Origin of the sequence: Azospirillum palustre, from assembly GCF_002573965.1 — a bacterium.
GTDB lineage: Bacteria > Pseudomonadota > Alphaproteobacteria > Azospirillales > Azospirillaceae > Azospirillum > Azospirillum palustre.
Genome location: NZ_PDKW01000043.1, coordinates 1,906,293 through 1,932,948, shown reverse-complemented (window position 1 = coordinate 1,932,948; position 26,656 = coordinate 1,906,293). Strand labels below are relative to the sequence as shown.

Annotated in this window: 24 protein-coding genes; 10 read left to right on the top strand and 14 right to left on the bottom strand. The window is 66.9% G+C overall.

Annotated elements, in window-relative coordinates; all coding sequences use genetic code 11:
* Position 1: 1 nt before the first annotated feature.
* Positions 2 to 1,420, bottom strand: a complete 1,419-nt coding sequence (gene nifE / locus CRT60_RS31400; protein ID WP_098740343.1) for a nitrogenase iron-molybdenum cofactor biosynthesis protein NifE — start codon at positions 1,418 to 1,420, stop codon at positions 2 to 4.
* A gap of 244 nt (positions 1,421 to 1,664) precedes the next feature.
* Between nifE and CRT60_RS31395 the strand changes: the two genes are divergently transcribed.
* The gene (locus CRT60_RS31395) at positions 1,665 to 2,192 is read left to right on the top strand and encodes a hypothetical protein (RefSeq protein WP_098740342.1); all 528 of its coding nucleotides are present in this window, start codon (positions 1,665 to 1,667) and stop codon (positions 2,190 to 2,192) included.
* Between the two features lie 168 nt (positions 2,193 to 2,360).
* Here CRT60_RS31395 and nifK read toward each other — a convergent pair whose 3' ends face one another.
* The 3 genes from nifK to nifH all read right to left on the bottom strand — a co-directional run bounded on the left by nifK (position 2,361) and on the right by nifH (position 6,472).
* Positions 2,361 to 3,920, bottom strand: coding sequence for a nitrogenase molybdenum-iron protein subunit beta (nifK, locus tag CRT60_RS31390; protein ID WP_098740341.1), 1,560 nt, complete (start codon positions 3,918 to 3,920; stop codon positions 2,361 to 2,363).
* Between the two features lie 31 nt (positions 3,921 to 3,951).
* A complete protein-coding gene (gene nifD, locus CRT60_RS31385) occupies positions 3,952 to 5,391 on the bottom strand; it encodes a nitrogenase molybdenum-iron protein alpha chain (protein WP_098740340.1) in 1,440 nt (479 codons plus the stop codon).
* Between the two features lie 184 nt (positions 5,392 to 5,575).
* Positions 5,576 to 6,472, bottom strand: coding sequence for a nitrogenase iron protein (nifH, locus tag CRT60_RS31380; RefSeq protein ID WP_098740339.1), 897 nt, complete (start codon positions 6,470 to 6,472; stop codon positions 5,576 to 5,578).
* Positions 6,473 to 6,953: 481 nt separating this feature from the next.
* Here nifH and CRT60_RS31375 point away from each other — a divergent pair, with 481 nt between their 5' ends.
* Positions 6,954 to 7,820, top strand: a complete 867-nt coding sequence (locus CRT60_RS31375; RefSeq protein WP_098740338.1) for a hypothetical protein — start codon at positions 6,954 to 6,956, stop codon at positions 7,818 to 7,820.
* Positions 7,821 to 7,938: 118 nt separating this feature from the next.
* Here CRT60_RS31375 and CRT60_RS31370 read toward each other — a convergent pair whose 3' ends face one another.
* Positions 7,939 to 9,237 (bottom strand): hypothetical protein, encoded by a 1,299-nt coding sequence (locus CRT60_RS31370; protein WP_098740337.1) that lies wholly within the window; start codon positions 9,235 to 9,237, stop codon positions 7,939 to 7,941.
* Between the two features lie 185 nt (positions 9,238 to 9,422).
* Between CRT60_RS31370 and CRT60_RS31365 the strand changes: the two genes are divergently transcribed.
* The 5 genes from CRT60_RS31365 to CRT60_RS31345 all read left to right on the top strand — a co-directional run bounded on the left by CRT60_RS31365 (position 9,423) and on the right by CRT60_RS31345 (position 13,434).
* Complete coding sequence (locus CRT60_RS31365; protein ID WP_098740336.1) at positions 9,423 to 10,313, top strand: NAD(+)--dinitrogen-reductase ADP-D-ribosyltransferase; 891 nt, start codon at positions 9,423 to 9,425, stop codon at positions 10,311 to 10,313.
* A gap of 122 nt (positions 10,314 to 10,435) precedes the next feature.
* Positions 10,436 to 11,329, top strand: a complete 894-nt coding sequence (gene draG / locus CRT60_RS31360) for an ADP-ribosyl-[dinitrogen reductase] hydrolase (protein WP_161958171.1) — start codon at positions 10,436 to 10,438, stop codon at positions 11,327 to 11,329.
* Positions 11,330 to 11,331: 2 nt separating this feature from the next.
* Complete coding sequence (locus CRT60_RS31355) at positions 11,332 to 11,751, top strand: ArsC/Spx/MgsR family protein (RefSeq protein ID WP_098740334.1); 420 nt, start codon at positions 11,332 to 11,334, stop codon at positions 11,749 to 11,751.
* A gap of 129 nt (positions 11,752 to 11,880) precedes the next feature.
* Positions 11,881 to 12,651, top strand: a complete 771-nt coding sequence (locus tag CRT60_RS31350) for a class II glutamine amidotransferase (RefSeq protein WP_098740333.1) — start codon at positions 11,881 to 11,883, stop codon at positions 12,649 to 12,651.
* Between the two features lie 159 nt (positions 12,652 to 12,810).
* A complete protein-coding gene (locus CRT60_RS31345; RefSeq protein WP_098740332.1) occupies positions 12,811 to 13,434 on the top strand; it encodes an FMN-dependent NADH-azoreductase in 624 nt (207 codons plus the stop codon).
* A gap of 53 nt (positions 13,435 to 13,487) precedes the next feature.
* Here the strand turns inward: CRT60_RS31345 and CRT60_RS31340 are convergent, their stop codons facing one another.
* The 7 genes from CRT60_RS31340 to CRT60_RS31310 all read right to left on the bottom strand — a co-directional run bounded on the left by CRT60_RS31340 (position 13,488) and on the right by CRT60_RS31310 (position 21,919).
* Positions 13,488 to 14,996 (bottom strand): AMP nucleosidase, encoded by a 1,509-nt coding sequence (locus CRT60_RS31340; RefSeq protein WP_098740331.1) that lies wholly within the window; start codon positions 14,994 to 14,996, stop codon positions 13,488 to 13,490.
* 128 nt (positions 14,997 to 15,124) lie between these two features.
* Positions 15,125 to 16,453, bottom strand: a complete 1,329-nt coding sequence (gene ftsY / locus CRT60_RS31335; protein ID WP_193548470.1) for a signal recognition particle-docking protein FtsY — start codon at positions 16,451 to 16,453, stop codon at positions 15,125 to 15,127.
* Between the two features lie 22 nt (positions 16,454 to 16,475).
* On the bottom strand, positions 16,476 to 17,747 hold the full coding sequence (gene mtaB / locus CRT60_RS31330) for a tRNA (N(6)-L-threonylcarbamoyladenosine(37)-C(2))-methylthiotransferase MtaB (RefSeq protein WP_098740330.1): 1,272 nt from the start codon (positions 17,745 to 17,747) through the stop codon (positions 16,476 to 16,478).
* On the bottom strand, positions 17,744 to 18,595 hold the full coding sequence (dapF, locus tag CRT60_RS31325; RefSeq protein ID WP_098740329.1) for a diaminopimelate epimerase: 852 nt from the start codon (positions 18,593 to 18,595) through the stop codon (positions 17,744 to 17,746). Before dapF ends, mtaB begins: the two co-directional genes overlap by 4 nt.
* 91 nt (positions 18,596 to 18,686) lie before the next feature.
* Complete coding sequence (locus CRT60_RS31320) at positions 18,687 to 19,115, bottom strand: GtrA family protein (RefSeq protein WP_098740328.1); 429 nt, start codon at positions 19,113 to 19,115, stop codon at positions 18,687 to 18,689.
* Positions 19,115 to 20,176: a glycosyltransferase family 2 protein gene (locus CRT60_RS31315; RefSeq protein WP_098740327.1), complete on the bottom strand. Its 1,062-nt coding sequence runs from the start codon at positions 20,174 to 20,176 to the stop codon at positions 19,115 to 19,117. The genes CRT60_RS31320 and CRT60_RS31315 overlap by 1 nt, the downstream gene beginning before the upstream one ends.
* Positions 20,177 to 20,278: 102 nt before the next feature.
* Positions 20,279 to 21,919, bottom strand: coding sequence for a hypothetical protein (locus CRT60_RS31310; RefSeq protein ID WP_098740326.1), 1,641 nt, complete (start codon positions 21,917 to 21,919; stop codon positions 20,279 to 20,281).
* Between the two features lie 375 nt (positions 21,920 to 22,294).
* Here CRT60_RS31310 and leuD point away from each other — a divergent pair, with 375 nt between their 5' ends.
* Both leuD and leuB read left to right on the top strand, forming a co-directional pair.
* Positions 22,295 to 22,906, top strand: coding sequence for a 3-isopropylmalate dehydratase small subunit (gene leuD, locus CRT60_RS31305; RefSeq protein WP_098740325.1), 612 nt, complete (start codon positions 22,295 to 22,297; stop codon positions 22,904 to 22,906).
* A gap of 72 nt (positions 22,907 to 22,978) precedes the next feature.
* Positions 22,979 to 24,094 carry a 3-isopropylmalate dehydrogenase gene (leuB, locus tag CRT60_RS31300; RefSeq protein WP_098740324.1) on the top strand — a complete coding sequence of 372 codons (1,116 nt, stop codon included), beginning with the start codon at positions 22,979 to 22,981 and terminating at the stop codon, positions 24,092 to 24,094.
* A gap of 105 nt (positions 24,095 to 24,199) precedes the next feature.
* Here leuB and CRT60_RS31295 read toward each other — a convergent pair whose 3' ends face one another.
* Together CRT60_RS31295 and CRT60_RS31290 are read right to left on the bottom strand one after the other, a co-directional pair.
* Complete coding sequence (locus tag CRT60_RS31295; RefSeq protein WP_098740323.1) at positions 24,200 to 24,490, bottom strand: con-10 family general stress protein; 291 nt, start codon at positions 24,488 to 24,490, stop codon at positions 24,200 to 24,202.
* Positions 24,491 to 24,689: 199 nt separating this feature from the next.
* Positions 24,690 to 25,571 carry an HpcH/HpaI aldolase/citrate lyase family protein gene (locus tag CRT60_RS31290; protein WP_098740322.1) on the bottom strand — a complete coding sequence of 294 codons (882 nt, stop codon included), beginning with the start codon at positions 25,569 to 25,571 and terminating at the stop codon, positions 24,690 to 24,692.
* Positions 25,572 to 25,789: 218 nt separating this feature from the next.
* Here CRT60_RS31290 and pdxY point away from each other — a divergent pair, with 218 nt between their 5' ends.
* Positions 25,790 to 26,650, top strand: coding sequence for a pyridoxal kinase PdxY (gene pdxY / locus CRT60_RS31285; protein ID WP_098740321.1), 861 nt, complete (start codon positions 25,790 to 25,792; stop codon positions 26,648 to 26,650).
* Positions 26,651 to 26,656: the final 6 nt, after the last annotated feature.

Below are 26,656 nucleotides of genomic sequence, written 5' to 3'. Positions count from 1 at the left end.
GTCACTCCGCAGCCATCGAAGGCGCCAGAAGGGTGGAGGACGGGCCGGACTCCCACGGCGCCGGCTGGCGGACCTGCCGCCAGATCGGATTCGACAGCGTCTTGTCGATCTCCTCGCAGAGATTGACGATGCCGTCATAACCGGCATAGGCGTGGTGGCGCTCCTGGTTGATGTCGAGCCAGGGAACCTTGGCCTTCAAGGAGATGAACTGCGAGCGGCCGCCGGACATCATGATGTCGGCCTGATCGTCGGCCAGCATCCTGTAGATGTCGCGCGGTTTCAAATCGTCCCACTGGTGGAACTCATCGCCCTTCATCTTCTTGATGCGCTCCTTGTCCTCCTTGGTCGATTTTTTGGTGGAGGTGCCGAGGATGGTCAGCCCGGCACCCTCCAGCGCGCTGACCATCGACCAGCTCTTGACCCCGCCGGTGAAGAGAAGGACGCGCTTGCCGTCGAAGCGCGGCTTGTAGGGTTCCAGCCGGCGCCAGACCCGGCTTTCCTCCCGCGCGATGACGCCTTCGGCGCGGTCGATCAGGCTTTTGTCGGCGCCGCGCTCCACCAGCATGCGGGTCATGGTGCGCAGCGTGTCCGACATGTCGGAGACGCCGTAGAAGGACCCCTCGAAATAGGGAATGCCGTAGCGCTCCTCCATCTTGCGGCCGACATTCACCAGCGCCTGACTGCACACCATCATGGTGACGCGCGCATGGTGGGCCTGCGCCACCTCCCGGTAGCGGCCGTCGCCGGAAATGCAGGACAACAGGCGGATGCCGATCTCGTCCAGCAGCGGCTTGACCAGCCACAGCTCGCCGGCGAGGTTGTATTCGCCGATGATGCAGACGTCGGTCGGGGTGGTGTATTCGGGCTCGACCGTGCCGATGACATGCTCCAGCAGGGCTTCGCCGGCCAGCTTGTTGCCGAGATTCTTCGATCCGACGAAGCCGGGGGCATCGACCGGGATCACCGGCTTGCCCAGCTTCTGCGTGGCGAATTTGCAGACCGCGGCGATGTCGTCGCCGGTCATCGCGGGCACACAGGTCTGATAGACGAAGACGGCCGGCGGGTCGTATTGCTGAACGATCTCCTTGATGGCGCGGTAGAGCTTCTTCTCGCCGCCGCCGATGACGTCCAGTTCCGACAGGTCGGTGGTGAAGCCGGTGCGGTAGAGCTGCGAGCCCGAGGATTTGGAGCCGCGGTTGTCCCAGCCGTTGCCGAGGCAGGCGATGGGGCCATGGACCAGATGGGCGGCGTCGGCGATCGGCTGGAGCACGATCATCGCCCCGTCATAGGCGCAGCCGCCGGCCGCCGCCCCCGGTTTCAGCGACTTGGTGCAGCCCTTCTTCTTCTCCTTGGCCGACTTGGCCTGGTTGGTCGCGCAGCCCGGTTCGTTGAAGACATCCTGGATCTTGTCCTGGAGCATGCCCGCTCTCCCATCCTGGCGCCGGAAATGGCTTTGCATCGGTGTGATGCAGGGGGCGTGCCAGTGGTTAAGTATTTGGCAAACAACGATTGTCTGGTTTTCCAACCCTGTCCGATAGCCGACAATCGGCGGCTCCGCCCAGGGAGCTTGTCGGATGTCGCACATGTCGCGCAAGGGGGAGGGCAGCGCAGGGGGTGGGGAGGGCCGGCCGTATCAGGACGGTTCGAACGGGTGGAAAGCAACGATGCGACGGATCGGCAGGCGCTGGCGGTATGCGGCCGCGATGATGGTGGCGCTGGCGGCGGTCCCCGCCGCAGCGGTACAGGACGGCGCGGTGATCCGGCTGGCCCAGGAACCGGGGGGTGAGATCGGCGTCGCGTGCCGCTTCGTCGATCTGGAGCAAGGCCCGGTTCCACCGGAGGCCGGGATGCTGTGCGATGCCGCCGCCGATCTCGTCGGCCGGAAAGCCGGCGGTTTCGGCAAGGCGGTGGTTCGCCTCGGCCTGCGCGCGGTAACGCCCGATGCCGAACCGGCGGAGACGCCGCCTGCGGTCGATGGGCCGATCCTGCTGGTCATCCTCGAAGGCCGCCAGGACTGGAGCGGCGGCACCCGCCCCCGTCTGCTGCTGCGCGCCCGTCCGGTCCGCGACGGCATGGCCGCCCCGTCGGTCGGATTGCCGCCGGCTTCGATCGAGCTGGGCGGCGAGGGCTGGCGGGCGGCGGGCGACCGCGCACTGGCGCGGGTGGTCGGCTTCGCGCTGCGCGATGGCTGACCTATGAACAAAAGAAACATATCGACAAAAGAAACCCGGAGCGCGCCGTTGCCGACGCTCTCCGGGCTGGGGAGGTTGCCGCCGGGCTGGGGGATGGAAATCCCGGCCCGGCGGTTGGGCTGAACCGATGCCTGTAGAACGAAACCTGAGGCGCCGGCGGCGTGCCGGTCAGCGGATCAGGTCGAACGAGTAGTCGGTCTGGCCGACGATGTTGGTGTTGGCGTCGATGTCCTCGAAGATCCGGTCCAGGATCCGCACCAGCACGTTCAGCGCGCCCTGGTAGCCCCAGGTCGGGTAGCGGTGGTGGTGGTGGCGGTCGAAGATCGGGTAGGTCAGGCGGATCAGCGGAACCTTGGTATCGCGCTCCAGATACTTGCCGTAGCTGTTGCCGATGATGTAGTCCACCTTGTCGGTGAAGATCAGCGAGCGCAGGTGCCACAGATCCTTGCCGCCATGGGCCTTGCCCGAGGCGCCGAAGGGCGAGCCGTCCAGCACCTTCTGGACCTGCTTCTCCCACTTCTTGGAGCCCGACGTCGACAGGATGTGCACCGGCTCCGCACCCAGCTCCAGCAGGAACTTGGACATGCCCAGGCAGAAGTCCGGGTCGCCGTAGACGGCGAAGCGCTTGCCGTGCATGTGGGTGTGGCTGTCGGCGATGGCGTCGACCAGACGGCCGCGCTCCAGCTTCAGGCTGGCCGGGACCGGCTTGCCCGACAGTTCCGCCAGCTTCAGCAGCAGCTCGTCGGTGCCGGTGACGCCCATCGGGTAGTTGAACTTGGCGACTTCCTGGCCCTTCTCCTTGCAGAATTGCAGGGTCTGGGTCGTGTTGTACTCCTGCATGGAGATGGTGGCCTTGGCGTGCAGGGCCTCCTTGGTCTCCTCGATGGTGGTGCCGCCGTCATACATGCGGTACTCGCCATCCATCGGCGTGTCGAAATTGTCGGACACGTCGGACAGGATCTGCAGCTTCACGCCGAATTCGCCGGCGATGCGCTTCAGTTCGCGGTTGTTGCCGACCGCGAAGCCGTCGAAGCCCGGGATCAGGTTGATCTGCTCGGTCTTGGGCGTGTCGAAATTCTCCGACGTGCCCCAGAAGCTGGTCAGGATCCCCTTGATCATGTTGTCGTAGCCGACGATGTGGCTGCCGACGAAGGCCGGGGTGTGGGCGTAGGGGACCGGGAAGTCGGCCGGGACGCTGTCCTTGTTCTTCGCGTTGGCGATGAAGCCCTGCAGGTCGTCGCCGATGACTTCGGCCATGCAGGTGGTCATCACCGCGATCATCTTCGGCTTGTAGAGCGCATAGGCGTTCGCCAGGCCGTCGATCATGTTGTTCAGGCCGCCGAACACCGCCGCGTCTTCCGTCATCGACGAGGAGACCGCGCTGTTCGGCTCCTTGAAGTGGCGGGTCAGGTGGGTGCGGTAATAGGCGACGCAGCCCTGGGAACCATGGACGAAGGGCAGGGTGCCTTCGAAGCCCTGGGCGGCGAACATCGCGCCGATCGGCTGGCAGGCCTTGGTCGGGTTGATGACGACCGCTTCACGGGCGAAGTTCTTCGCCTTGTACTCTTCGGACTTGGTCCATTCGGACACGCGGGCGACTTCCTCGTCCGAATGGCCGTACTCGAACTCGGTCTTCTTCTTCTCGAACATCGCCGCGTATTCGGGCTGCCGGAAGAGGGTGTAGTGGTCGAGGACCTTGTCGGCGCTCTGCGAAAGCTTGTCGGTCATTCTCAAATTCTCCTGTTCCAGAGGCCGATGGTCAGAACGGGGCCTTCATCACGCCCCAGACGGGGTTGTTGATGGCCAGGTCCATGTCGCGGGCGAAGATCGCGAAGCCGTCATAGCCGTGGTACGGGCCGGAATAATCCCAGCTGTGCATCTGGCGGAACGGCAGGCCCATCTTCTGGAACACGTACTTTTCCTTGATGCCCGACGCGACGAGGTCGGGACGCATCGCCTCGACGAACTTCTCCAGTTCGAACGCGGTGACGTCGTCGTAGATCAGCGTGCCTTCCTTCACATAGTGCTGCGTGCGCTGATAATCGTCGTTGTGGGCGAACTCGTAGCCGGTGCCGGTGATCTCCATGCCGAGGTCATGGTAGGCATCGACGACGTGGCGGGGACGCAGGCCGCCGACGTAGATCATGACCTTCTTGCCTTCGAGCCGCGGCTTGTACTTGGCGATGACCGCATCGACCATCGGCTGGTAGCGGGCGATGACCTTCTCGGCGTTCTCCTTGATCTTGTCGTCGAAGAGTGCCGCGATCTTGCGCAGGGATTCGGCGATCTGGCTCGGGCCGAAGAAGTTGTATTCCATCCAAGGAATGTTGAACTTCTCTTCCATGTGGCGCGCGATGTAGTTCATCGAGCGGTAGCAATGGATCAGGTTGACCTTGGCCTTCGGCGTGTTCTCCAGCTCGGCGAGCGTGCCGTCGCCCGACCACTGGGCGATCACGCGCAGGCCGATCTCCTCCAGCAGGATGCGGGACGACCAGGCATCGCCACCGATGTTGTAGTCGCCGATGATGGTGACGTCATAGGGGGTGGAGACGAAGCCGGCCTTGGGTTCCGTCTTCTCGAACACCCAGTCGCGGATGGCGTCGTTGGCGATGTGGTGGCCCAGCGACTGGGACACGCCGCGGAAGCCTTCGCAGCGCACGGGGATGACCGGCTTGCCGATTTCCGCCGACTTGGCGCGGGCGACAGCCTCGATGTCGTCGCCGATCAGGCCGATCGGGCATTCCGACTGGATCGAGATGCCGTTCACCAGCGGGAACAGCTCGTTGATTTCCTCGATGACCTTGTGCAGCTTCTTGTCGCCGCCGAAGACGATGTCCTTCTCCTGGAAGTCGGAGGTGAAGTGCATCGTGCCCCAGCTGTCGACACCGGTGTCGCCGATGTAGTAGTTGCGGCGGCCGGACCAGGAGTAGTAGCCGCAGCCGACCGGACCGTGGGAGATGTGGATCATGTCCTTGATCGGACCCCACACCACGCCCTTGGAGCCGGCATAGGCGCAGCCGCGGATGGTCATGACGCCGGGGATGGACTTGACGTTCGACTTGACGCCGCAGTCCTTGGCCTCGGCCTCCAGCACGTTCAGGTGCTTGGCGCGGCGCTTGCGGGACTTTTCGGGATAGGCTTCGAGGACTTCGTTGACGAGGTTCTTGACGTCGACCGTGGTGTTCTCGGACAGGCTCATAGCCGGCCTCCTGCTTGAATATTCCGCGCCACTTCAGCGCGTGACCGAGCCCCTCCCTCCCACGCCGTCGCCCCTATGGTGGTTGGGTCGGCGTTGTGCGGGGCTGGGGATGGGGCCAGTGTTCAGGCGGTCCCCCCTGCGCGGCGGCAGGGGGGCCGGTAGGCAACCGTCGCTACGCCTGGGGTCAGGCGCCGGCCTTCGCCGCTTCCTTGGCGGCCAGCTCGGCGAGCTGCTGCTCCTCGGTCTTCATGATGCCGAAGTCCATCAGCATCTCTTCCAGCTCTTCCATGGTGATCGGGGTCGGGATGCAACCCTGGCCGGAATTCGCATGGATCTTGTTGGCGAGCGCGCGGTATTCGCCGGCCTGCTTGCTGTCCGGGGCGTACTCGATGACCGTCATGCGGCGCAGCTCGGCGTGCTGCACGATGTTGTCGCGCGGCACGAAGTGGATCAGCTTGGAGCCCAGGCGCTTGGCCAGCGCGTCGGCCAGATCCCATTCCTTGTCGGTCTGGCGCTCGTTGCAGATCAGGCCGCCGAGACGGACGCCGCCGCTGTGCGCGTACTTCAGGATGCCCTTGGCGATGTTGTTGGCGGCGTAGAGCGCCATCATCTCGCCGGACATGACGATGTAGATTTCCTGGGCCTTGTTCTCGCGGATCGGCATGGCGAAGCCGCCGCACACCACGTCGCCCAGCACGTCGTAGGACACATAGTCCACGTCGTCGTAGGCGCCGTTCTCTTCCAGGAAGTTGATCGAGGTGATGACGCCGCGGCCGGCGCAGCCGACCCCCGGCTCCGGACCGCCGGACTCGACGCACTTGATGTTCTTGTAGCCGATCTTGAGAACGTCCTCGAGCTCCAGATCCTCGACCGAGCCGGCCTCGGCGGCCAGATGCAGGACGGTGTCCTGGGCCTTTGCGTGCAGGATCAGGCGGGTCGAGTCGGCCTTCGGGTCGCAGCCGACGATCAGGATCTTCTGATCCAGCTCGACCAGCGCGGCCAGCGTGTTCTGAGAGGTGGTGGACTTGCCGATACCGCCCTTGCCGTAAAAGGCGATCTGACGCAGAGGCGCTTTGGCCATGTGGGTCGCTCCTGTGCTTGGGTCGTGGGACTGTGTTTCGATCCGGTGCGGCCGGTTCGTGGCCGCTTCGGATTTCATGGATTGCACGACCCGTGCCAGAATGTGGTTATTCAATAAGTCATTGATAAATATACGAGAATTTTGAGGGGCGAACGGCGCAGGGGTTTGTCGGGGTCCCGACACACACGACAAAGCCCGACATTTTGTCGGGACTCTCGCGAAGGTCGGACGCCTGTGGGGTGAAGAGGCGGTCTCCGTCGGATTTGGTGGGCTCGCGGCGGATGCGGCATCGGTTGCGACAGCGGCAATACATCGTGAATTACCGGGCGATCCTGCCGCACGCCTATATCGGAGCTATGGGCAAAGCCGGCTCCTACAACTGAATCACACATGACTGTGCACGCGAAACGTGAAAAAACATTCTCGGGCGGCGATCTGTCCGCGCACGAGAATGGACACGTCTTAGGCGGAAGGGGCAGTTATGAAGAACGGAGTCGGCATCGACATTGTCATCATCAAGAAGAACGGCACCGCCGACGTTGGCGCCAGTGCTTTTGCGGAGGTTGCGGAAACAATGCGCTTCGCGTTGCGCCGTCTGGGGGCCGATGCGGAGATCGCCATCAACAAATTCAAGCGCCAGCGGCGCGCCATCATTCTGGGCGCCATCGACCTGACGTCGGAGGAAGGCAACCGCTTGCCGGACACGTGCATCCTTTACAATCTGGAACAGATCCGCACGCTGCACCCGCGCAACGCCCATTACTTGGACCTGCTGCGCCGATGCACGGTTTGGGACTACAGCCACCGCAACATCGCCGATCTGGCCGGGCTGGGCATCCATGCGCGCCATGTTCCCATCGGGCATATGGACGAGATGAGCCGGATCCCGAACAGCCCATCCCCCGGCATCGATGTGCTGTTCTATGGTGCCGTGAACCAGCGCCGCAACGCGATCCTCGATGCGCTGGGCAGGCGTGGCCTGACCGTGGTCAGTCTTGAACATTATTACGGGGCGCTCCGCGACCAATTCGTCGCCGATGCGAAGCTGATTCTGAACCTGCATTACTACGAGGCGGGCATTTTCGAGATCGTGCGCGTCTCCCACATGCTGTCGAACCGCAAGGCGGTGCTGACCGAACGCCATCCTGACACGGAGATAGACCCCGACCTGCTGGGCGGCCTGGCCTTCGCCCCCTACGAAGGGCTGGTCGAGGCGGCCTGTGGGCTGATTGCCGATGACGCGCGGCGGGAAGCCCTGGCGGAAGCGGGATGGCGGTGCATGAGGCGACGCGATGCGGTGGATGCCCTGCGGGGGGTGGTGGAGGGCTTGGAACTTGCGCACGTTTAGATCCGATCGCCAAACATAAAGCCATGCCGCCGAGACGAGCGGTCGCTCATTCCCCGCCGTGCCTTTCGCGAACCGGCCGACATGCCGCGGTGGAAGCCAGCTGCAGATACCGTGCGTGTCAGCCGTTGTGCGCCAGCGCCTCGCTGGCCATAACCAGATGCATGGCCAGCTCCTCCACCGCCTCGTCGCGGTTCATGTCGTAGAGCAGCTGGGCCAGCAGTCGGCCGCGTGCCAACAGCCGGCGGGCGAGGGCGGGATCGGCGGGCTTGGCCAGCAACGCCTCGACCAGACGTTCGCCGGTCTGGCGGGCCAGAGCGTCGCAGCGGTCGACCAGCCGCTGCTTCAGGGTGTCCACGGCAGCCGGGCGGCCGGCGTGGGTCAGGTCGGCGCAGAAGTGATGCAGGCTGCGCAGTTGCCGCAGCAATGCCGCGAACAGCAGATCGTCCAGCTCGCCGCCGGCCGCGGCCTTGCCGACAAGGTCGAACAACGTGTCGGAAAGGCGCCATGCCGCCGACAGCCAGTCGTTCATCGCCTTGCGGTCTGCCGGTTCGACGAAGGGGCCGGACTCCTCCTTCGTCTCCTCCTGGTCGTCCAGATTGCGCAGCGCGATGACGATCAGCCCGTCGGCCTGGGCCAGGGTGGCGAGGCTGGCATGCAGCGTCTTCAGCCCGCGGTCGGCGACGAACCCCTCGATCGCTTCGGTGGCGCGGCGCAGGGAATAGCGGGCCAGCCGCCGCGACTGATTGATGACGGTCAGCAGCGCACCGCTGCCGCCCAGCGCCTCCAGCGCCATCCGCCGCACCTCGAAGCGCAGCAGGGCGCGGGCCAGCCGGTCGATGCCGCCGACGTCGATGGGGCGGGTGTCCCTGGTCAGCGTGTCGGCGGTGGTGCGGGCATCGGTCTCGATGGCGACGACGACGGCCTGGAGATGGCCCTTGCCGCCGCCGCGCATCCGGCCGACCAGCGCCCGCATCGCTTCGGCAAGGTCGACGGCGCCCGGCAGGCTGTCCTCATGGTCGGTGCGGCCGGCCACCAGCCGGTCGATCAGGTGATCGCGCAGCCCCGGCAGCAGCACGTCGGTGACGATCTGCCCGATTGGCCGCAGCAGCGCGTCGACCATCTGCCCCTGAGGCTTGCCGACCAATGCCGGCAGCGGGTTGACCGGCTTGGGCACCAGACGCGGCCGGTGCGGTTCCAGGATTTCCAGCACCGTGTCGCCGCGCAGGGGGGTGATCGTTCCGCGCAGAAGCTGGGCCAGCCGCAGGGCGGTCCGGGCCTCCGCCGCGCCGCGCGGCGGACCGCTGACGGTCGTCGTTTCGGCGGGCGTGCGGGCAGGCACCTGGGCAGGCACTTGGGTGGGCACCGGCGGAGTGCGCCGGCGCCGGCTGTCGTCGTACTTGGTCGGCCAGAAGGCCATGCGGGTGCCGCCGGATCGTAAGCGTCGCTGTACAGAGTATGGGGACGGATCGTTCGGCTTCAAATGGACAATGTTGCGACATGCGGCGACACGCCTGCGCCGGTTGCGGCGGTGAAGGCTTGGCACGCGCCGCCTTATACAATATCCATATAAGAAGTAATGGCATTGCGGCGGAGCGGAACGGCGTGGCGGACGGGGTGGTGACGAGCGATGCGAAGGGGCGGACGCCGGAGTCCGTCCTGCCGCCCGATTCGCCGCTGGCGTTGCGCGCTCACCGCACCAACCTCGTCAATGTGCCGGCCGCCGCCCTGTGCGGCGAAGCCTACAATGACGAACCGCGGCGCCTGCGCATCGGCGCCACCCGCAGCGAACACGCCGTCCTGTTCGAGGCGCTGGACGAATGCCGCGATGCGCCGACGGCCTCCGACATTTTTCAGCGCCATATGGCGGAGGTATTCGGGGTGAATCCCGATTTCTCCGGGACCGAGGGGCCGGACGGCAAGCGGCGTTTCCGCGCCAGCTATCTGCGCCTGCTGAAAGGTTGGATGTTCGACAGCAACCGGGCGGAAGGGGCGGTTCTGAAGGGCTGGGTGGAGAGCCGTTTCGGCCTGCTGCCGACCTTCCACGGCGAGCCGATCCGCCGCTTCGCCTCAGAGGCCTGGGCGGCCTATGGCGAGCAGAAGCAGTCGACCCGCTTCCACAACAACAACATCGACCTGCAGCTCGACCTTCTGTACGAGTTCTGCCAGTGGACGATCCGTCGCGGCTGGCCCGACGCGCCGATGCCCAACTGGGCCTCGCACATCCGCCTCTTCCGTGGCGTCAACGATTTCGAGGAACACCACATCGTTGCCCGGCCGGACAAGCGCACTGCGGTGCTGCGGCTGAACAACCTGTGTTCCTTTTCCATCAACCGCGACATCGCCGGCCAGTTCGGCGACTACATCCTCGATGCGTGGGTGCCGCTGCCCAAAATCGTCTTCTTCCGCGACATCCTGCCGCGCTACCCTTTCCAGGGAGAAGGAGAATATCTGGTGATCGGCGGGGACTATCGCGTGGGTGTGTCGCTTCTCTGACAACCTCAAGGTCCGGCGGCGGCTTGTTTGCCGTCCGCGGGACGCACCAGGAAGGGACGGACCCTGTGCCCGACCGCATGACCGATCCGACGAGTCTGACGCCTGAAATCCGCTCCCCCCAGATTCGATCCCCCGAGATTCGATCCAGGGCGCTCGGCGCCTATCTCGGCCTCGCCTGCGGCGATGCGCTGGGGGCGACGGTGGAGTTCCTGACCAAGGGCGAGATCGCCCACCAGTATGGCGTCCACAAGCACATCAAGGGCGGCGGCTGGCTGAAGCTGGCGGCCGGACAGGTGACGGACGACACCGAGATGTCGCTCCATCTCGGCCGCGCCATCCTGTCCGGGCCGGAGTGGGAGGCCCGCCGCGCCGCCGAGGAGTTCGCCATCTGGCTGAAATCGGTGCCGGTCGATGTCGGCGACACGACACGCCGCGGCATCCGCCGCTTCATCATGAACGGTACGCTGGAGGAGCCGGAGTCGGAATACCATGCCGGCAACGGGGCGGCGATGCGCAACCTGCCGGTGGCGCTGGCGACGCTGGGCGACGATGCCGCCTTCGAGCGCTGGTCGGTGGAGCAGTCGCACATCACCCACTGCAACCAGCTGTCCGATTCCGCGGTGATCGCGCTGGGCCGGATGGTGCGGCGGCTGGTGCTGGGCGGCGGCATCGTCGCCGCGCGGGAGGAGGCGAACGCCCTGATCGCCAGGCATCGCCAGTTCAAGTTCGAACCCTATCGCGGCCTGTCGACCGCCTTCATCGTCGATACGGTGCAGACGGTCTTCCACTATTACTTCCAGACCGATTCGGTCGAATCCTGCGTGGTGGAGACGGTCAACCAGGGCGGCGACGCTGACACCACCGGCGCCATCGCCGGCATGCTGGCCGGGGCCACCTATGGCGTGGAGTCGATCCCGCCGCGCTGGCTGCGCAAGCTGGACCGCGAGGTCCATGACGAGATCTGTCAGCAAACCGACGCGCTGCTGGCCCGCGCGCCGCTGTTCGGAGGGACATGACCATGGCCGACGTGATCTTTTTCGAGAAGCCCGGCTGCGGCGGCAATGCCCGGCAGAAGGCCCTGCTGGAGCAGGCCGGCCACCGCGTGCTCGCCCGCGACCTGCTGAGCGAGCCCTGGACGCCCCAGACGCTCCGCCCTTTCTTCGGCGACCGCCCGGTGGCCGACTGGTTCAACCGAGCCGCTCCCGCGGTGAAAAGCGGCGAAGTGGTGCCGGAGAGCATGGACGAGGCCGCGGCGCTGGAAGCGATGGTCGAGCGCCCGCTGTTGATCCGCCGCCCGCTGATGCAGGTCGGTGACCGCCGCGACTGCGGGTTCGAGACTGACCGGGTCGATGCCTGGATCGGGTTGGGCGGCAGTGCCCCGGCACAGAAGATGGAGGGGTGCCTGCGGCCGGACATGCCGCCTTGTCCGAAACCGTGAGGCCCAGGACATGGGGCGCAAAACCCTGACTTGCATGCCGCCTCCGGCCATGTCCGCGCGTGACCTTGGGCACGGCCTGTCGTAGCTTGTCGCTCCCTAGGGCGACGACAAGCGGCAGACGAGGACATCATGTGCGAACTCCTGGGCATGAGCGCCAACGTGCCCACGGACATCTGCTTCAGCTTCGCCGGCCTGATGCGCCGCGGCGGGCAGACCGGGCCGCACCGCGACGGCTGGGGCATCGCCTTCTATGAGGGGAAGGGCTGCCGCAGCTTCCACGACCCGGCCCCCAGTGCCGAGTCGGAGATCGCCCGGCTGGTCAGCCGCTATTCGATCAAGTCCTGCACGGTGATCTCGCACATCCGCCGGGCCAACCGCGGCCGGGTGTCGCTGGAGAACACCCATCCCTTCACCCGCGAGCTGTGGGGGCGGATGTGGACCTTCGCCCACAACGGCCAGCTGAAGGGCATCAAGGACCGCATCCTGACCTTCTACGAGCCGGTCGGCAGCACCGACAGCGAGCATGCCTTCTGCTGGCTGCTCGACCAGATCCGCATGCAGTATCCCGAGCCGCCGAAGACGACGGGCGGGCTGATGAAGCTGATCCGCCATCTGGCCGCCGATCTGGGCACGCTGGGCGTCTTCAACATGCTGCTCAGCGACGGGCGCTATCTGTGGTGCCACTGTGCCACCAACCTCGCCTGGCTGACCCGCAAGGCGCCGTTCGGTGCCGCGACCTTGCTCGATGCCGACATGAGCGTCGATTTCTCCCAGGAGACGACGCCCAACGACGTCGTCACCGTCATCGCCACCCGGCCGTTGACCAGGGACGAGGCCTGGACGGTGATGCAGCCGGGGCAGATGGCGGTCTTCCGCAGCGGGGCGCTGGTGACGCGCTGATCCGGTTGGGCCGATTGTCGCCTGGCCGCCGATTGTTGCTTCGCCAAAGACGATCTATCGCGCAGAACCCGGCTTAACCGTTGGAAAAGTTAGGGGCATCTTGGGCGTCAGAACCCGGCCGGAGAAGACGGCCGCAACAACCAAGAGGCTCCTTCCGTCATGACCACGATCCTGCATGTCGACTCCAGCCCGCTCGGCACCTTCTCCGTCACCCGCCAGTTGACCGCCTCCATCGTCGAGGCTCTGGTGAAGGCCGACCCGGCGGCCACTGTCGTCACCCGCGACGTCGCCGCCAACCCGCCGGCCCATCTGGACGGCGAACTGCTGCCGGTCCTCAAGCTCGGCGTTGTGGATGGGTTGAGCGAGCGTCAGCGCGAAGAGCTGGCTCTGACCAATGTCCTGCTCGACGAGTTCCTGGCCGCCGACGTCGTCGTGGTCGGCGCGCCGATGTACAACTTCTCCGTCCCGACCCAGCTGAAGGCCTGGATCGACCGCCTCGCCCAGGCCGGCCGCACCTTCCGCTACACCGAGAAGGGTCCCGAGGGTCTGGCCGGCGGCAAGCGCGTGATCGTGGCGTCCGGCCGCGGCGGTGTCTATTCGACCAACCCGGCGCTGGCCGGTCTGGACCATCAGGAGGCTTATCTGCGCTCGGTGTTCGGCTTCTTCGGCATCACCGACGTGACCTTCATCCGCGCCGAGGGCGTGAGCATGGGTCCGGAAGCCAAGGACAAGGCGCTGGCCGCCGCGGCCAAGGAAATCGAGAGCCTGCTGGCTGCTGCCTGAGGCTGAGTCTAAGGTTGAGATGGGGGGGCGGGTCTCGTGCCCGCCCCCATTCGCTACTGGAACGCCACTTCCGCCAAGCTGCGCAGCTTGCGGGAGTGCAGCGTTTCCATCCCGTGCTCGCGCAGCAGTTCCATCGCCAGCACGCCGATCTTCAGATGCTGGTCGACCCGCTCGCGATAGAAGCGGTCGGCCATGCCCGGCAGCTTCAACTGTCCATGCATCGGCTTGTCCGACACGCACAGCAACGTCCCGTACGGCACGCGGAAGCGGAAGCCGTTGGCGGCGATCGTTGCGCTTTCCATATCCAGCGCGATGGCGCGGCTCTGGCTGAACCGCATCAGCGGTTCGCGGTGATCGCGCAGTTCCCAGTTCCGGTTGTCGATGGTCGCCACCGTGCCGGTGCGCATGATGCTCTTCAGGTCGAAGCCCGACAGCCCGGTCACCCGCTCCACCGCCGTTTCCAGCGCCCGCTGAACTTCCGCCAGGGCCGGCACCGGCACCCAGAGCGGCAGATCGGCGTCCAGCACATGGTCCTCGCGGACATAGCCGTGGGCCAGCACATAGTCGCCCAGCCGCTGGGTCTGCCGGAGGCCGGCGCAGTGGCCCAGCATCAGCCAGGCATGCGGGCGCAGCACCGCGATGTGGTCGGTGATGGTCTTGGCGTTCGACGGACCGACGCCGATGTTCACCAGCGTGATCCCGTTGCCGTCCGGCCGTTTCAGGTGGTAGGCCGGCATCTGCGGCATGCGCATCAGCCTGGCCGCCGGGGCATCCGTCGTGCCACCCAGATTCTGATTGGTGGTGACGATGTCGCCCGGCTCGACGAAGCTGTCATACTGCGCCCGGTAGGCCGCCAGATCGGCATCGCCGGTCGGCTCCATGATCTCGCGCGACAGCCGGATGAACTCGTCGACATAGAACTGGTAGTTGGTGAACAGGACGAAGTTCTGGAAATGCTCCGGCGCGGTCGCCGTGTAGTGGCGCAGCCGGTGCAGCGAGAAATCCACGCGGGGAGCGGTGAACAGCGCCAGCGGCTTCACCGCGTCCGGCCCGCCGTCGAAGGTGCCGTTGACGATGGTGTCGTCCATCCGCGCCAGATCGGGCAGGTCGAACAGATCCGGCAGCTTGGTCAGCCGGTCGGGCGGCAGGTCGCCTTCCACATACATGCCGTTGGGAAAGGCGAAGTGGATCGGGATCGCCTCCTCGCTGACGCCGACCTCCAGCGGGACGCCGTGGTTGCGCAGCAGAAGCGTGAACTGTTCCAGCAGATAGCGCTCGAACAGGTCGGGCCGCGTCACCGTGGTGGAATGGACGCCGACCCCCTCGACGAAGCCGTAGGACAGCCGGGTATCGACCGCGGCCCCCGATACGGCGGTCAGCCGCACATAGGGGTAATAGGCCCGGTTCCGCCCGCCTTCCTCGTCGCCCTGGGTGTAGGCGGCGAAGCGGTCGCGCAGGTAGGCGGTGTTGCGCTCGTAAATGTCGCGCACGCAGGCCAGTGCTGCTTTGGCATCGGTGAAGCGCCCGGCCGAACCGGGCTGGAACGGGGCTTTATCAGTCATGTCGACAAAGATGGGGTACGAACGACCGGCTGGGAAGGCCGAATTTCGGCCAACCCCCGGTGCGTACCCATTCAGGCCGATGCAGGGCCATTCAGGCCTCGTCGGAGAGGCCGGGATGGCCCCGCCGGTCAGTCGGCGCTCAAGCCCATCAGCGACTTGGCGAAGGCATCGGCATCGAACGGCCGCAGGTCGTAGACGCCCTCGCCGACGCCGATGGCGTGGACGGGAATCTTGAACTTCTCGGCCAGCGAAACCAGCACGCCGCCGCGGGCGGAGCCGTCCAGCTTGGTCAGGATCAGGCCGTTGACGTTGACCATGTCGCGGAAGATCTCGACCTGGCTGTGCGCGTTCTGGCCGGTGGTGGCGTCCAGCGTCAGCAGGGTGGTGTGCGGCGCCGTCTCGTCCAGCTTCTTGATGACGCGGACGATCTTGCGCAGCTCCTCCATCAGGCCGGTCTTGTTCTGCAGCCGGCCGGCGGTGTCGACCAGCAGCACGTCGACGCCTTCGGCCTTCGCCCGTTCCAGCGCGTCATAGGCAAGGCCGGCGGCATCCGCGCCGGTGTCGCGGGCGACGACCGGGCAGCCGGTGCGCTCGCCCCAGATCTTCAGCTGGCTGACCGCGGCGGCGCGGAAGGTGTCGCCGGCGGCCAGCATCACGGTCTTGCCCTCCGCCTTGAACTGCCGGGCCAGCTTGCCGATGGTCGTGGTCTTGCCGGTGCCGTTGACGCCGACGACCAGGATGACATGCGGTTTCAGCGCCGGGTCCAGCACCAGCGGCTTGGCGACGGGGGTGACGATCTTCGACACCTCGGCCGCGAGCGTGGTCTTGACCTCCTCCGGCGAGACCTCCTTGCCGAAGCGGGTGCGCGCCAACTCCGCCGTCACCTTCGCCGCGGTGGCCGGGCCGAGATCGGCGGTGATCAGCAACTCCTCCAACTCCTCCAGCGCCTCGTCGTCCAGCTTGCGCTTGGTGAAGATGCTGGTGATGCCGTCGGTCAGCTTGGACGAGGACTTGGACAGCCCTTCCTTCAGCTTGGTGAACCAGCCCTTCTTGGTCGGCGGCGCCTCTTCGGCGACCGCAGGCTCAGCCATGGCAACAGGAGTCGGGGCCGGCGGCAGTTCCGGAACGGGCTCCGGCTCCGGCACCGGGGCAGGGGTGACCGGTGCGGGCGGTTCGACCGGCCCGGCGGGCGCCGTGACCGGCGGCGGGGTCACCCCAATCGGTTCGACCGGTGCCGGCTGCATGGGGCGAGGTTCGGCAGTCGGCGGGGCCGGCGCCAGTTCCGGCACCGGTTCGGCTTCCGGCTTGGGCGCGGGTGCGGCGGCAGGCGGCTCCGGCGCCTTTTCCGGCTCCGGCGCGGGGATGGATGACTCCAGGGTAACCGATTCGTCCTTTGCCGCCTCGTCCTTGGGCGCGGTCTCTTCGGGCTTCTTGCGGCCGAACCAGCGGAAAATCATGGAGTGTCCACTATAAGAGGGGTCAGAGCGGGGTGCCGGTCAGCACGCCGTCCTTGATGCCGGTGATGGCGGCGGGCACCAGCGAGCCGGGCGGGAAGATCCGGCCCAGGCGGATCGCGGCGAAATGCTCGGTGCGGCCCAGATCGTCCTTCTCCACCAGCACCGTGGCGGTGCGGCCGACGAGGCCTGCCAGGGTGCGGGCCTCCGCCGCTTCGCCGACGGCGCGCAGACGGGCGGCGCGTTCCTTGCGGACGGCGCCATCGACCTGCGGCATGCGGGCGGCCGGCGTGCCGGGGCGCGGGCTGTAGGGGAAGACATGCAGCCAGGTCAGGCCGCACTCTTCCACCAGCCGCATCGTGTTCTCGAACATCTCCTCGGTCTCCGTCGGGAAACCGGCGATGAAGTCGGCGCCGAACACCACGTCGGGGCGGACCGAACGGACCCGCTCGCAAAACGCGATGGAATCGGCGCGGCCATGGCGGCGCTTCATCCGCTTCAGCACCATGTCGTCACCGGCCTGGAGCGACAGGTGCAGGTGCGGCATCAGGCGCGGCTCGTTCTCGATCAGGCGCCAGAGATCGTCGTCCATCTCGATGCAGTCGATGGAGGACAGGCGCAGCCGTGGCAGCTCCGGCACCAGCGCCAGCAGCCGGCGCACCATCTGCCCCAGCGACGGCGAGCCCGGCAGGTCGGGGCCGTAGCTGGTGATGTCGACGCCCGACAGCACCACCTCGTTGTAGCCGGCCTTCACCAGCGCCTGGATCTGCTCGACGATGCCGCCGATGGGGACGGAACGCGAGGGGCCGCGGCCATAGGGGATGATGCAGAAGGTGCAGCGGTGGTCGCAGCCCTGCTGGACCTGCACGAAGGCGCGGGCGCGGTCCTCGAACCCGCCGATCAGATGACCGGCGGTCTCCTTGACCGACATGATGTCGTTGACCAGCACCTTCTCGGCCGGCGGCAGGCCCCAGCTTTCCGGCTGCAGCTTTTCCTGGTTGCCCAGGACCTGATCGACCTCCGGCATCGCCGCGAAGCGCTGCGGGTCGATCTGCGCGGCGCAGCCGGTGACGACGATGCGGGCGTCCGGCCGTTCGCGGCGCAGCTTGCGGATGGTCTGCCGCGCCTGCCGTTCGGCCTCCGACGTCACGGCGCAGGTGTTGACGATCACCACGTCGTCCAGCCCGGCGCTGCGCACATGGTTGCGCATCACCTCGGACTCGTAGGTGTTCAGGCGGCAGCCGAAGGTGACGATCTCGGGGCCGGTCTGCGTCGTGCTGTCGGTGCTGTCGCTCATTCCGAAACCAGTTCAGGCGAAACCAGCTCCGCCGACAGGCGGCCGCTGAAGGCGAGCGCCACCGGGCCGGTCATCAGGACGCGGTCGTCCTCGGTCCATTCGATGGTCAGGGTGCCGCCGTCCAGGATGATGTCGGCCTTGCGGTCGGTCAGGCCGCGGCGCACCGCGGCGACCAGCGTGGCGCAGGAGCCCGAGCCGCAGGCCTGGGTGATGCCGGCGCCCCGCTCCCACACCCGCATGCGGATGGCGGTGGGCGACAGCACCTGGGCGAATTCGATGTTGGCCCGCTCGGGGAAGGCCGGGTGGTTCTCGAAAACCGGGCCGACTTCGTCCAGCGGCACCGCCTCGGCATCGTCGACGAAGAAGACGGCGTGCGGGTTGCCCATGTTCACCGCGACCGGGGCGGCGAAACCGCCATGCTCGACCGTCTCGACCCGCAGCGTGTCGCTGGGTGCGGCCAGCGGGATCGCCGCCCAATCGAGGCGGGGCGCGCCCATGTCGACGGTGATGCGGCCATTGTCGGCACGGCTTGCATGCAGCAGACCCGCGGCGGTCTGGAAGCTGGCACGGTCGCGCCCGCTCTCCTCCATCAGCAGCCAGCCGACGCAACGCGACGCGTTACCGCAGGCCGCGGCCTCGCTGCCGTCGGCATTGCGGATGCGCATGAAGGCATCGGCGCCCGGCGCATCGGTCTTCTCCAGAACGATGAACTGGTCGCACCCGACGCCCATCCGGCGGTCGGCGATGGCGCGCACCTCCGCACCCGAGGGGCGGTAGGATTCGGAACGGGCGTCGATCACGACGAAGTCGTTGCCGAGGCCGTGCATCTTCAGGAATTCGCGGGTCATGGCCGCCGTTATATGGCGAGCCGCGGGGATAAGTCCATAAGGCGCCGCGCAAGGCAGAATCGCGGGCGCCGCCACAGGGCACGGCCCTTTGCTACGCCCCCTTGAACACCAGATGCTTCGACGCCGCGAAGTTGAAGAACATGCCGGCGACGGACCCGGCGGCCACCGCCAGGAACGGGTGATCGGCGACCATCTGCACGCTCGATTCCAGCCCGACCGACACGCCGTAATTCACCACGCCGCCGATGGCGTTGGCGGCGATGAACTTGGCCCACTGGCGGTGCAGCGGCTCGTCCGCCGCACCGCGGAAGGTGAAGGCGCGATTCAGCGCCCAGGTCGCCGTCGCCGCCGCGAAGAAGGACGGGACGCGGGCGGCGAAGAATTGCAGGCCCAGCGCCAGGCCGGCGTAGAGCACGACCGTGTCCACCACCAGCCCGACGATGCCGACCGCGCCGAACTTGGCGAACTGCACCCCCAGCCGGCCGAGCCGGCTGTCCAGCAATCTCGCGACCGATGCCATCACCGGCGCCCGTCCTCGCAGGTGCCGGCCCCGCGCTCCGCCGCCAGCGGCCGGTGGTGGCCCGGTGCGCGCAGCGACAGGTAGCTCATGCGCTTGGCCTCGCGGCGGCCATGGGTGACGGTGTCGAGGATCAGGCCGCAGGTCAGGCTGAGGAAGGCCAGCAGCATCAGCCCGGTGGCGAGCAGGGCGGTGGGGAAGCGCGGAACCAGCCCGGTCTGGAAATATGTCGCGATCACCGGCACGCCCAGGATCACCGACAGCAGGGCCAGCAGCCCGAAGGCGGCGGAGAAGAAGGGCAGGGGCCGCTCCTCCTTCACCAGGATGATGATGGTGCGCAGGATGCGGATGCCGTCGCGGATGGTGTTCAGCTTGCTGTGCGACCCGGGCGGACGGTCCTTGTAGGGGGTCTTCACCTCGGCGATCGGCATGCGCAGCTCCAGCGCATGGACGGTCAGCTCCGTTTCGGTCTCGAAACCGCTGGCCAGCGCCGGGAAGGACTTCACGAAGCGGCGGGAGAAGACGCGGTAGCCGGACAGCATGTCGCCGATGCGGCTGCCGAAGATCTTGGCGACCATGCCGGTCAGCACGAGGTTGCCGAAGCGGTGGCCGGGGCGGTAGGCGGCGACGATCTCCGTCACCCGCGCGCCGTTGACCATGTCCAGCTGCTCGTCCCACAGGCGCCTGACCAGTTCCGGCGCGCTGGCGGCGTGATAGGTGTCGTCGCCGTCGACCAGCACATACACGTCCGCCTCGATGTCGGCGAACATGCGGCGCATGACGTTGCCCTTGCCCTGCAACGGCTCGCTCCGGACCACGGCGCCTGCGGCGCGCGCGACCTCCACCGTCCTGTCCTTCGAGTTGTTGTCGTAGACATAGACGATGGCGTCCGGCAGGGCCGCGCGGAAGTCCTGCACCACCTTGCCGATCGCCGCCTCTTCGTTGTAGCAGGGGATCAGCACCGCGATGGTGGGGGCCGGGCCGACCGCCGCGGCCGCCGAAGGCGTTCCGGAAGCGCCGGCATCCGGGGTGAGGGCGGGGCGGTCAATGGTCGATACGGTCATGGCGCTGGCTTCTGGCTGGAGACGGGACAGGCCGAGCTGTCAGCAGATCGGGCTGTCTGCAGGTCGGGCTGTCTGCGGCGATAAACAGCACAAACGCCGCGATTATTCCACTATCTCCCTTTTGCCGCCCTCGCGGTCAACGGCGCATAGGTTCAGGGTCTCCCCCAGATTGTTGGGGATCGGCCGGCAGCGCTGCGGGTCGAGCCGCAGGCCGAGCAGCCCCGCGGCCTTCGCCGCGCCGGGCGTGTCGGGAATCGTGCTCAGCATCAGGAAGGGGCCGCGGTGGGAGGCAACCTTGTCCTTCAGGATGGCGAGATAGCCGTTGCCGACGGAATCCGGCTGCAGGAAGTTGGACTGGATGCGCACGAAGGTGACCCGCGCCGGGAAGGACGGAATGACGTGCGAGGTGGCCCAGTAACCGGCCATCAGCACCATGGTGTCGTCCGGATCCGCGATGGCCGGGACGTCCGCCTCGACCCAGCGATCATCGGCGCCCGTTGGCCAGGCGACCCGCCCCCAGTCGGCCGGCTGCATTGTCAGCTGCACCACGGCCAGCAGCGCCACCGCCAGCCCGATGCGCAGCCGGCGCGCCAGCGGCAGCAGCCCGACCGCCATCACCAGCGCCAGCGGCGCCAGCATCTCCAGCGGCACCAGATAGCGGTAGATGCAGAACATCGCCACCCACAACGCATAGGTGACGGTCATCGCCGCCAGCAGGAACCGGGTCGCCGGCACGGCGGTCAGCCAGTCGTTCCGCTTCCCCAACATCCCCGAGACGACCGCGCAGACGACTCCGACCGGCACCAGAACGAACAGCGCCAGCACCCGCAGGTCGAAGAAAGGCACTTCGCCCACCGTCAGGGGGGAAACGGTGAAGACGAAGGGGAAGAACAGCCGTTGCCACAGGCCGGGCGGGAAGAAGCTGACGTTGACGTAGTCGGAGAGCGCGGCGAAAGGCGACTTGAAGATGTGGTTCATGTGCGGGAAGACCGGGTTCCCGTAATCGTGCCACAGATGCGCCATCCAGACGCCGCCGCCCAGCCCCAGCCCAACCAGCACGCCGATGCCGAAGAAGAAGGCCAGCCACAGCCGGCGCCATGGCCGGGCCGGCAATGCCAGGAAGCCCAGGCACAGACCGACCGCATAGATCACCGTCGGGTTCTTCAGGCCCATCGCCGCCCCGGCCAGCAGCCCGGCCGCCGCGACCCGCGCGAAGCTGAGCAGCGGCCGGCCGTCGAGGATGCCGGGAAGGCTGCCGGCAATGACCGCCGCGGCACCCAGCACGCCCAGGCTGACCACATTGTCCTGGAAGGTGGTGCCGATCAGACCCAGCGTTCCGCCGCCCAGCCCACCCGCGACGGCCAGCGCCATGGCGATCAGCGTCCGTTTCGGGGCCGGAACGTTCCGGAGGGAAAATGATGCCAGCAGATACAGCAGCGAGAGGTTGATGCCCTGAAGCGTCCCCCACAGGAATCCCGCCGCCCGCGCCGGCAGATGGGTCGCCAGCCAATAGAAGGGAACGTCCAGGAACGGGCTGTAGAAGGTCGGCATCTGGGCGGCCAGCAGATCGCGCCCGATCCGCCCGGTCAGCATCGCATAGCCGTTGTACCAGTGGTAATTCCGCAGGTCCCAGTTCGCATCCATCCCGAAGGCCAGCGTCAGCAGCCCATAGGCCGGCGGCGCCAGCAGCAGGAAGGCGATGCCGATCAGGCGGGCGCTGCGGTCGTCGTCATGTGTCGGCATCGGATCGGGCGGGCTTTCGTTCTGGTGGGCATGTCGACTGGCTGGGCGACTTGGTAGGCGGGCGGGGCCTCCACTGCAAGGGGTGGTCGCCCATCCGCCGCCCGATGAACAGCAGGAGCCTCAACCCTATTCCCGTCCAGCGATCCCCCTTGCGATCCGGGTGCTGCGTTCCGGCATCTCCAAACGGGCCCGACCGCGCCGATACGCTGCCCAACGCGCAACAATGATGCGTGCCGGTGCATTCGCGCATGCCTGTTCGCTCAGTGCGTGCCGGGAAAAGGGCAAGCTTCCTCTGGCAATGGCTTGTTCGGTCTGCTATTCACCACGCTCTGCATGCGCACGCTTGCGCTTTCTTGCGCGACAGGATTTCTGGCGATGGAAAAGTTCACGGTTCTCACCGGCGTTGCGGCGCCGCTGCCGATGATCAACGTCGATACCGACATGATCATCCCGAAGCAGTTCCTGAAGACCATCAAGCGGACGGGGCTTGGCAAGCATCTGTTCGACGAGATGCGTTACACCCCGGACGGGCAGGAGATCCCGGACTTCGTCCTGAACAAGCCGGCCTACCGCAAGTCCAGCATCATGGTGGCGGGCGAGAATTTCGGCTGCGGCTCGTCGCGCGAGCATGCGCCGTGGGCGCTGGCCGATTTCGGCATCCGCTGCATCATCGCCCCCAGCTTCGCCGACATCTTCTACAACAACTGTTTCAAGAACGGCATCCTGCCGATCAAGTTGCCGAAGGAGCAGGTCGACCTGCTGCTCGACGACGCGTCGCGCGGGTCGAACGCCGTCATCACGGTCGACCTTGAGAAGCAGACCATCACCGGCCCGGATGGCGGCACCATCTCCTTCGAGCTGGACCCCTTCCGCAAGCATTGCCTGCTGAACGGCCTGGACGACATCGGCCTGACCCTGCAGCAGTCGGCCCATATCGACGGGTATGAGGGCAAGCAGCGCGCGGGCCAGCCGTGGATGTGGGGCTGAGCGCCTCCATCCTCCCCCGATCCTCTTCAACTTCTGTCTTCTTGACGTCTGACATTTGGGAGTGCGCCCGCCATGGCCGCCAATAAGAAGCTTCTGTTCCTCCCCGGCGACGGTATCGGCCCGGAGGTGATGCGCCAGGTTCGCCGGGTCATCGACTGGATGGACCGCAAGCGCAAGATCACCTTCGACGTGTCCGAAGGGCTGGTCGGCGGCGCGGCCATCGACGCCCATGGCGTTCCGCTGTCCGACGCCACCCTGGCCGAGGCGCTGGCGGTTGACGCGGTGATGCTGGGTGCCGTCGGCGGCCCGAAGTGGGACAACCCGACCGACTACACCAAGCGTCCGGAAGCCGGCCTGCTGACCCTGCGCAAGGAACTGGGCCTGTTCGCCAACCTGCGCCCGGCCGTGGTGTTCGACGCGCTGGTCGACGCCTCGACCCTGAAGGCCGACGTCATCCGCGGGCTGGACATCCTGATCGTGCGCGAGCTGACCGGCGGCGTCTATTTCGGTGAGCCGCGCGGCATCACCGACATCGGCAACGGCGAGCGCCGCGGCGTCAACACCCAGGTCTACACCACGTCGGAAATCCGCCGCGTCGCCCGCGTCGCGTTCGAGCTGGCCCGCAAGCGCGGCAACAAGCTCTGCTCGATGGAAAAGGCGAACGTCATGGAGTCCGGCCTGCTGTGGCGGCAGGAAGTGACGAAGCTGCACGGGGAAGAGTTCCAGGACGTCGAGCTGAGCCACATGTACGCCGACAACGGCGCCATGCAGTTGCTGAAGAACCCGAAGCAGTTCGACGTGATCGTCACCGACAATCTGTTCGGCGACATCCTGTCGGACGAGGCGGCGATGATGACCGGCTCGCTCGGCATGCTGCCGTCGGCCTCGCTGGGTGCCCCGGATGCCAACGGCCACCGCAAGGCGCTCTACGAGCCGGTGCACGGCTCCGCCCCGGACATCGCCGGCCGCGACCTTGCCAACCCCTGCGCCACGCTGCTGTCCTTCGCGATGTGCCTGCGCTACTCGTTCAACCTGGACGAGGATGCCAAGCTGATCGAGCGGGCCATCCAGAACGTGCTGGGCGGCGGCATGCGCACGTCCGACATCATGGCTCCGGGCATGGCGCGCTGCTCCACCACCGTGATGGGCGATTCGATCCTGCGCGAGCTGGACAAGGTGGCCTCCTGATCGGTCACCCGGCAGCGTTGCCGATTGCGTTGAAAGAAAAAGCCCCCGTCCGCAAGGACGGGGGCTTTTTCGTCTGCACGATACCCAACTCTTCACTCTCCCCGGTCAATCGCCTCCGGTCGGCCGGTCGGCCGTGCGGCCGCCATGGCTTGCCTGTCCGCCCTTGCGGCCGGCTTCGGCCGCCAGGGACGGATTCTTGGAGAAGCTGCGCGAGGACGCGGGCACGCTGCGCCCACCCTTGCGTCCCGCCTCTGCCGCGAGTTCCGGATTCTTTGAAAAGCTGCGTTTGTCGGCCGGTACGCTTTCACCGCCTTTGCTGGCGATCTGGCGTTGCCGATCCGGGTCCATCGACGCGAAGCCGCGGCCCGACGTACGATTGCTCTCTTTCGAGGCCATAACCAACCTCCGACTGTGCCTTGCTGAATCGACAACCGGACAGCCGAGTGTTGGTTCCAAATAACAGACAATTTCTGCAACCGGTATTGTTGGTATGGCAAGCAATACGAGGTAATCTGTCGGCTGCGAATCGCCCCATCCAACCTCCCCACTTGGAATGGGACGGTTGGAGTCGGGGGAAATCAGAGAAAACTTATGCTCAACCTGCCGTTTCCAGCGTCGCGATGGCCTCGGCCAGCGTCACCAGCCGGCGGGCGTTCTCGACATGCAGGGTCTCCACCAGCTTGCCGTCGACCAGCACCACGCCCTTGCCGGCGGCTGCCGCCTCCGCATGGGCGGCGATGATGCGGTGGGCCTGGGCGATCTCATCGGCGTCGGGGGCGAAGGCGGCGTTGCAGGCGGCAATCGTCTTGGGGTGGATCAGCGTCTTGCCGTCGAAGCCCAACTCGCGCCCCTGCCGGCAGGAGGCGGCGAAGCCCTCGTCGTCGTTCAGGTCCAGATGCACGCCGTCCAGCACCGCCAGCCCATAGGCCCGCGCCGCCAGCAGGCACAGCCCCAGGCTGGTGATCATCGGCAGCCGCTGCGCCGTGTGGGCGGCGTGCAGATCCTTGGCGAGGTCCGAGGTGCCGAGCACCAGCCCGCCGACGGCGGGGGAGGATCCTGCGATCTCCTTGGCGTTCAGGATGCCGAGCGGCGTCTCCATCATGCACCAGATGGTCTGTCCGGCCGGCGCCCCGGCTGCACGCAGCACCGCCTCGGCCTGCCGCACCGCGTCGGCGCTCTCCACCTTCGGCAGCAGCACGGCGTCGGCACCGCTGGCCGCCGCCATGCGCAGATCGTCATAGCCCCAGGGCGTGTTCAGCCCGTTGGCCCGGACGATCAGCTCACGCCCGCCATAGCCGCCGGCGGCCAGCGCGCCGGCGATGGTGTCGCGCGCCGCCGCCTTGGCATCCGGGGCGACCGCATCCTCCAGATCCAGGATCAGCCCGTCTGCCGGCAGGCTGCGCCCCTTCTCCAGGGCGCGGGCGTTCGAGCCCGGCATGTAGAGCACGCTGCGGCGGGGGCGGACTGTGGTGGCCATGGCGGTATCCCGGAACTGCGGATGATGGAAGGGGCCAGCTTTAGCCGCGCGCCCCGATCCTGTCCATGGGTGCTGTCCATGGGGCGGCACCCGTGTGCCACACCGCCGCAGCATCCCCGTTCGCGAGGCCCGGCGCATGGCAGCCATGCCGCGCTCCCCGCCCGTTGCCACGGAGTCGGCGGCTTTACGCCCGGCGGAGCGTCGCTTACGCTTCTCCTATGAAAAGCGTCCTCACCATCCAATCGCACGTCGCCTATGGCTATGTCGGCAACCGCGCCGCGGTGTTTCCGCTGCAGCGGCTGGGGATCGACGCCACGGCGGTGAACACCGTCCAGTTCTCCAACCACACCGGCTACGGCGCCTGGACCGGGCAGGTCTTCACGGCGGAGCATATCGCCGACATCGTCGACGGCATCGCCGCCCGTGGCGTGCTGCCGGCGCAGGATGCGGTGCTGTCCGGCTATATGGGCGCCGTCGAGTTGGGGCAGGTCATCGTCGAGACGGCGGCGCGGGTGAAGGCCGCCAATCCCAAGGCGATCTACTGCTGCGACCCGGTGATGGGCGACGTCGGCCGCGGTTTCTTCGTGCGGCCCGGCCTGCCGGAGTTCATCCGCGACCATGCGGTTCCCGCCGCCGACCTGATGACGCCGAACCAGTTCGAACTGGAATATCTGACCGACCGCAAGGTGGCGACGCTGGACGACGCGCTGGCCGCCACCGCGGCGCTGCGGGCCCGTGGTCCGCGCCTTGTCCTGGTCACCAGCCTGACGCGCAGCGATGCCGATCCCGACAGCATCGAGATGCTGGTGGACGGCGCCGACGGCGCCTGGCTGGTGTCGACGCCGCGCCTGACCTTCGACCCGCCGCCCAACGGCTCGGGCGACGCGGTGGCGGCCCTGTTCCTTGCCCATTACCTGACCGCCTTCGACCCGGCCGATGCGCTGGAAAAGGCGGCGGCGGCGATCTTCGCCATCTTCGAAACGACGCGGCGGATGGGCACGCGCGAACTTCAGCTGATCGCCGCGCAGGACGAGTTCGTCAATCCGCCCCGGCGCTTCTCCGCAACGCGCCTGAAGTAAAACGGC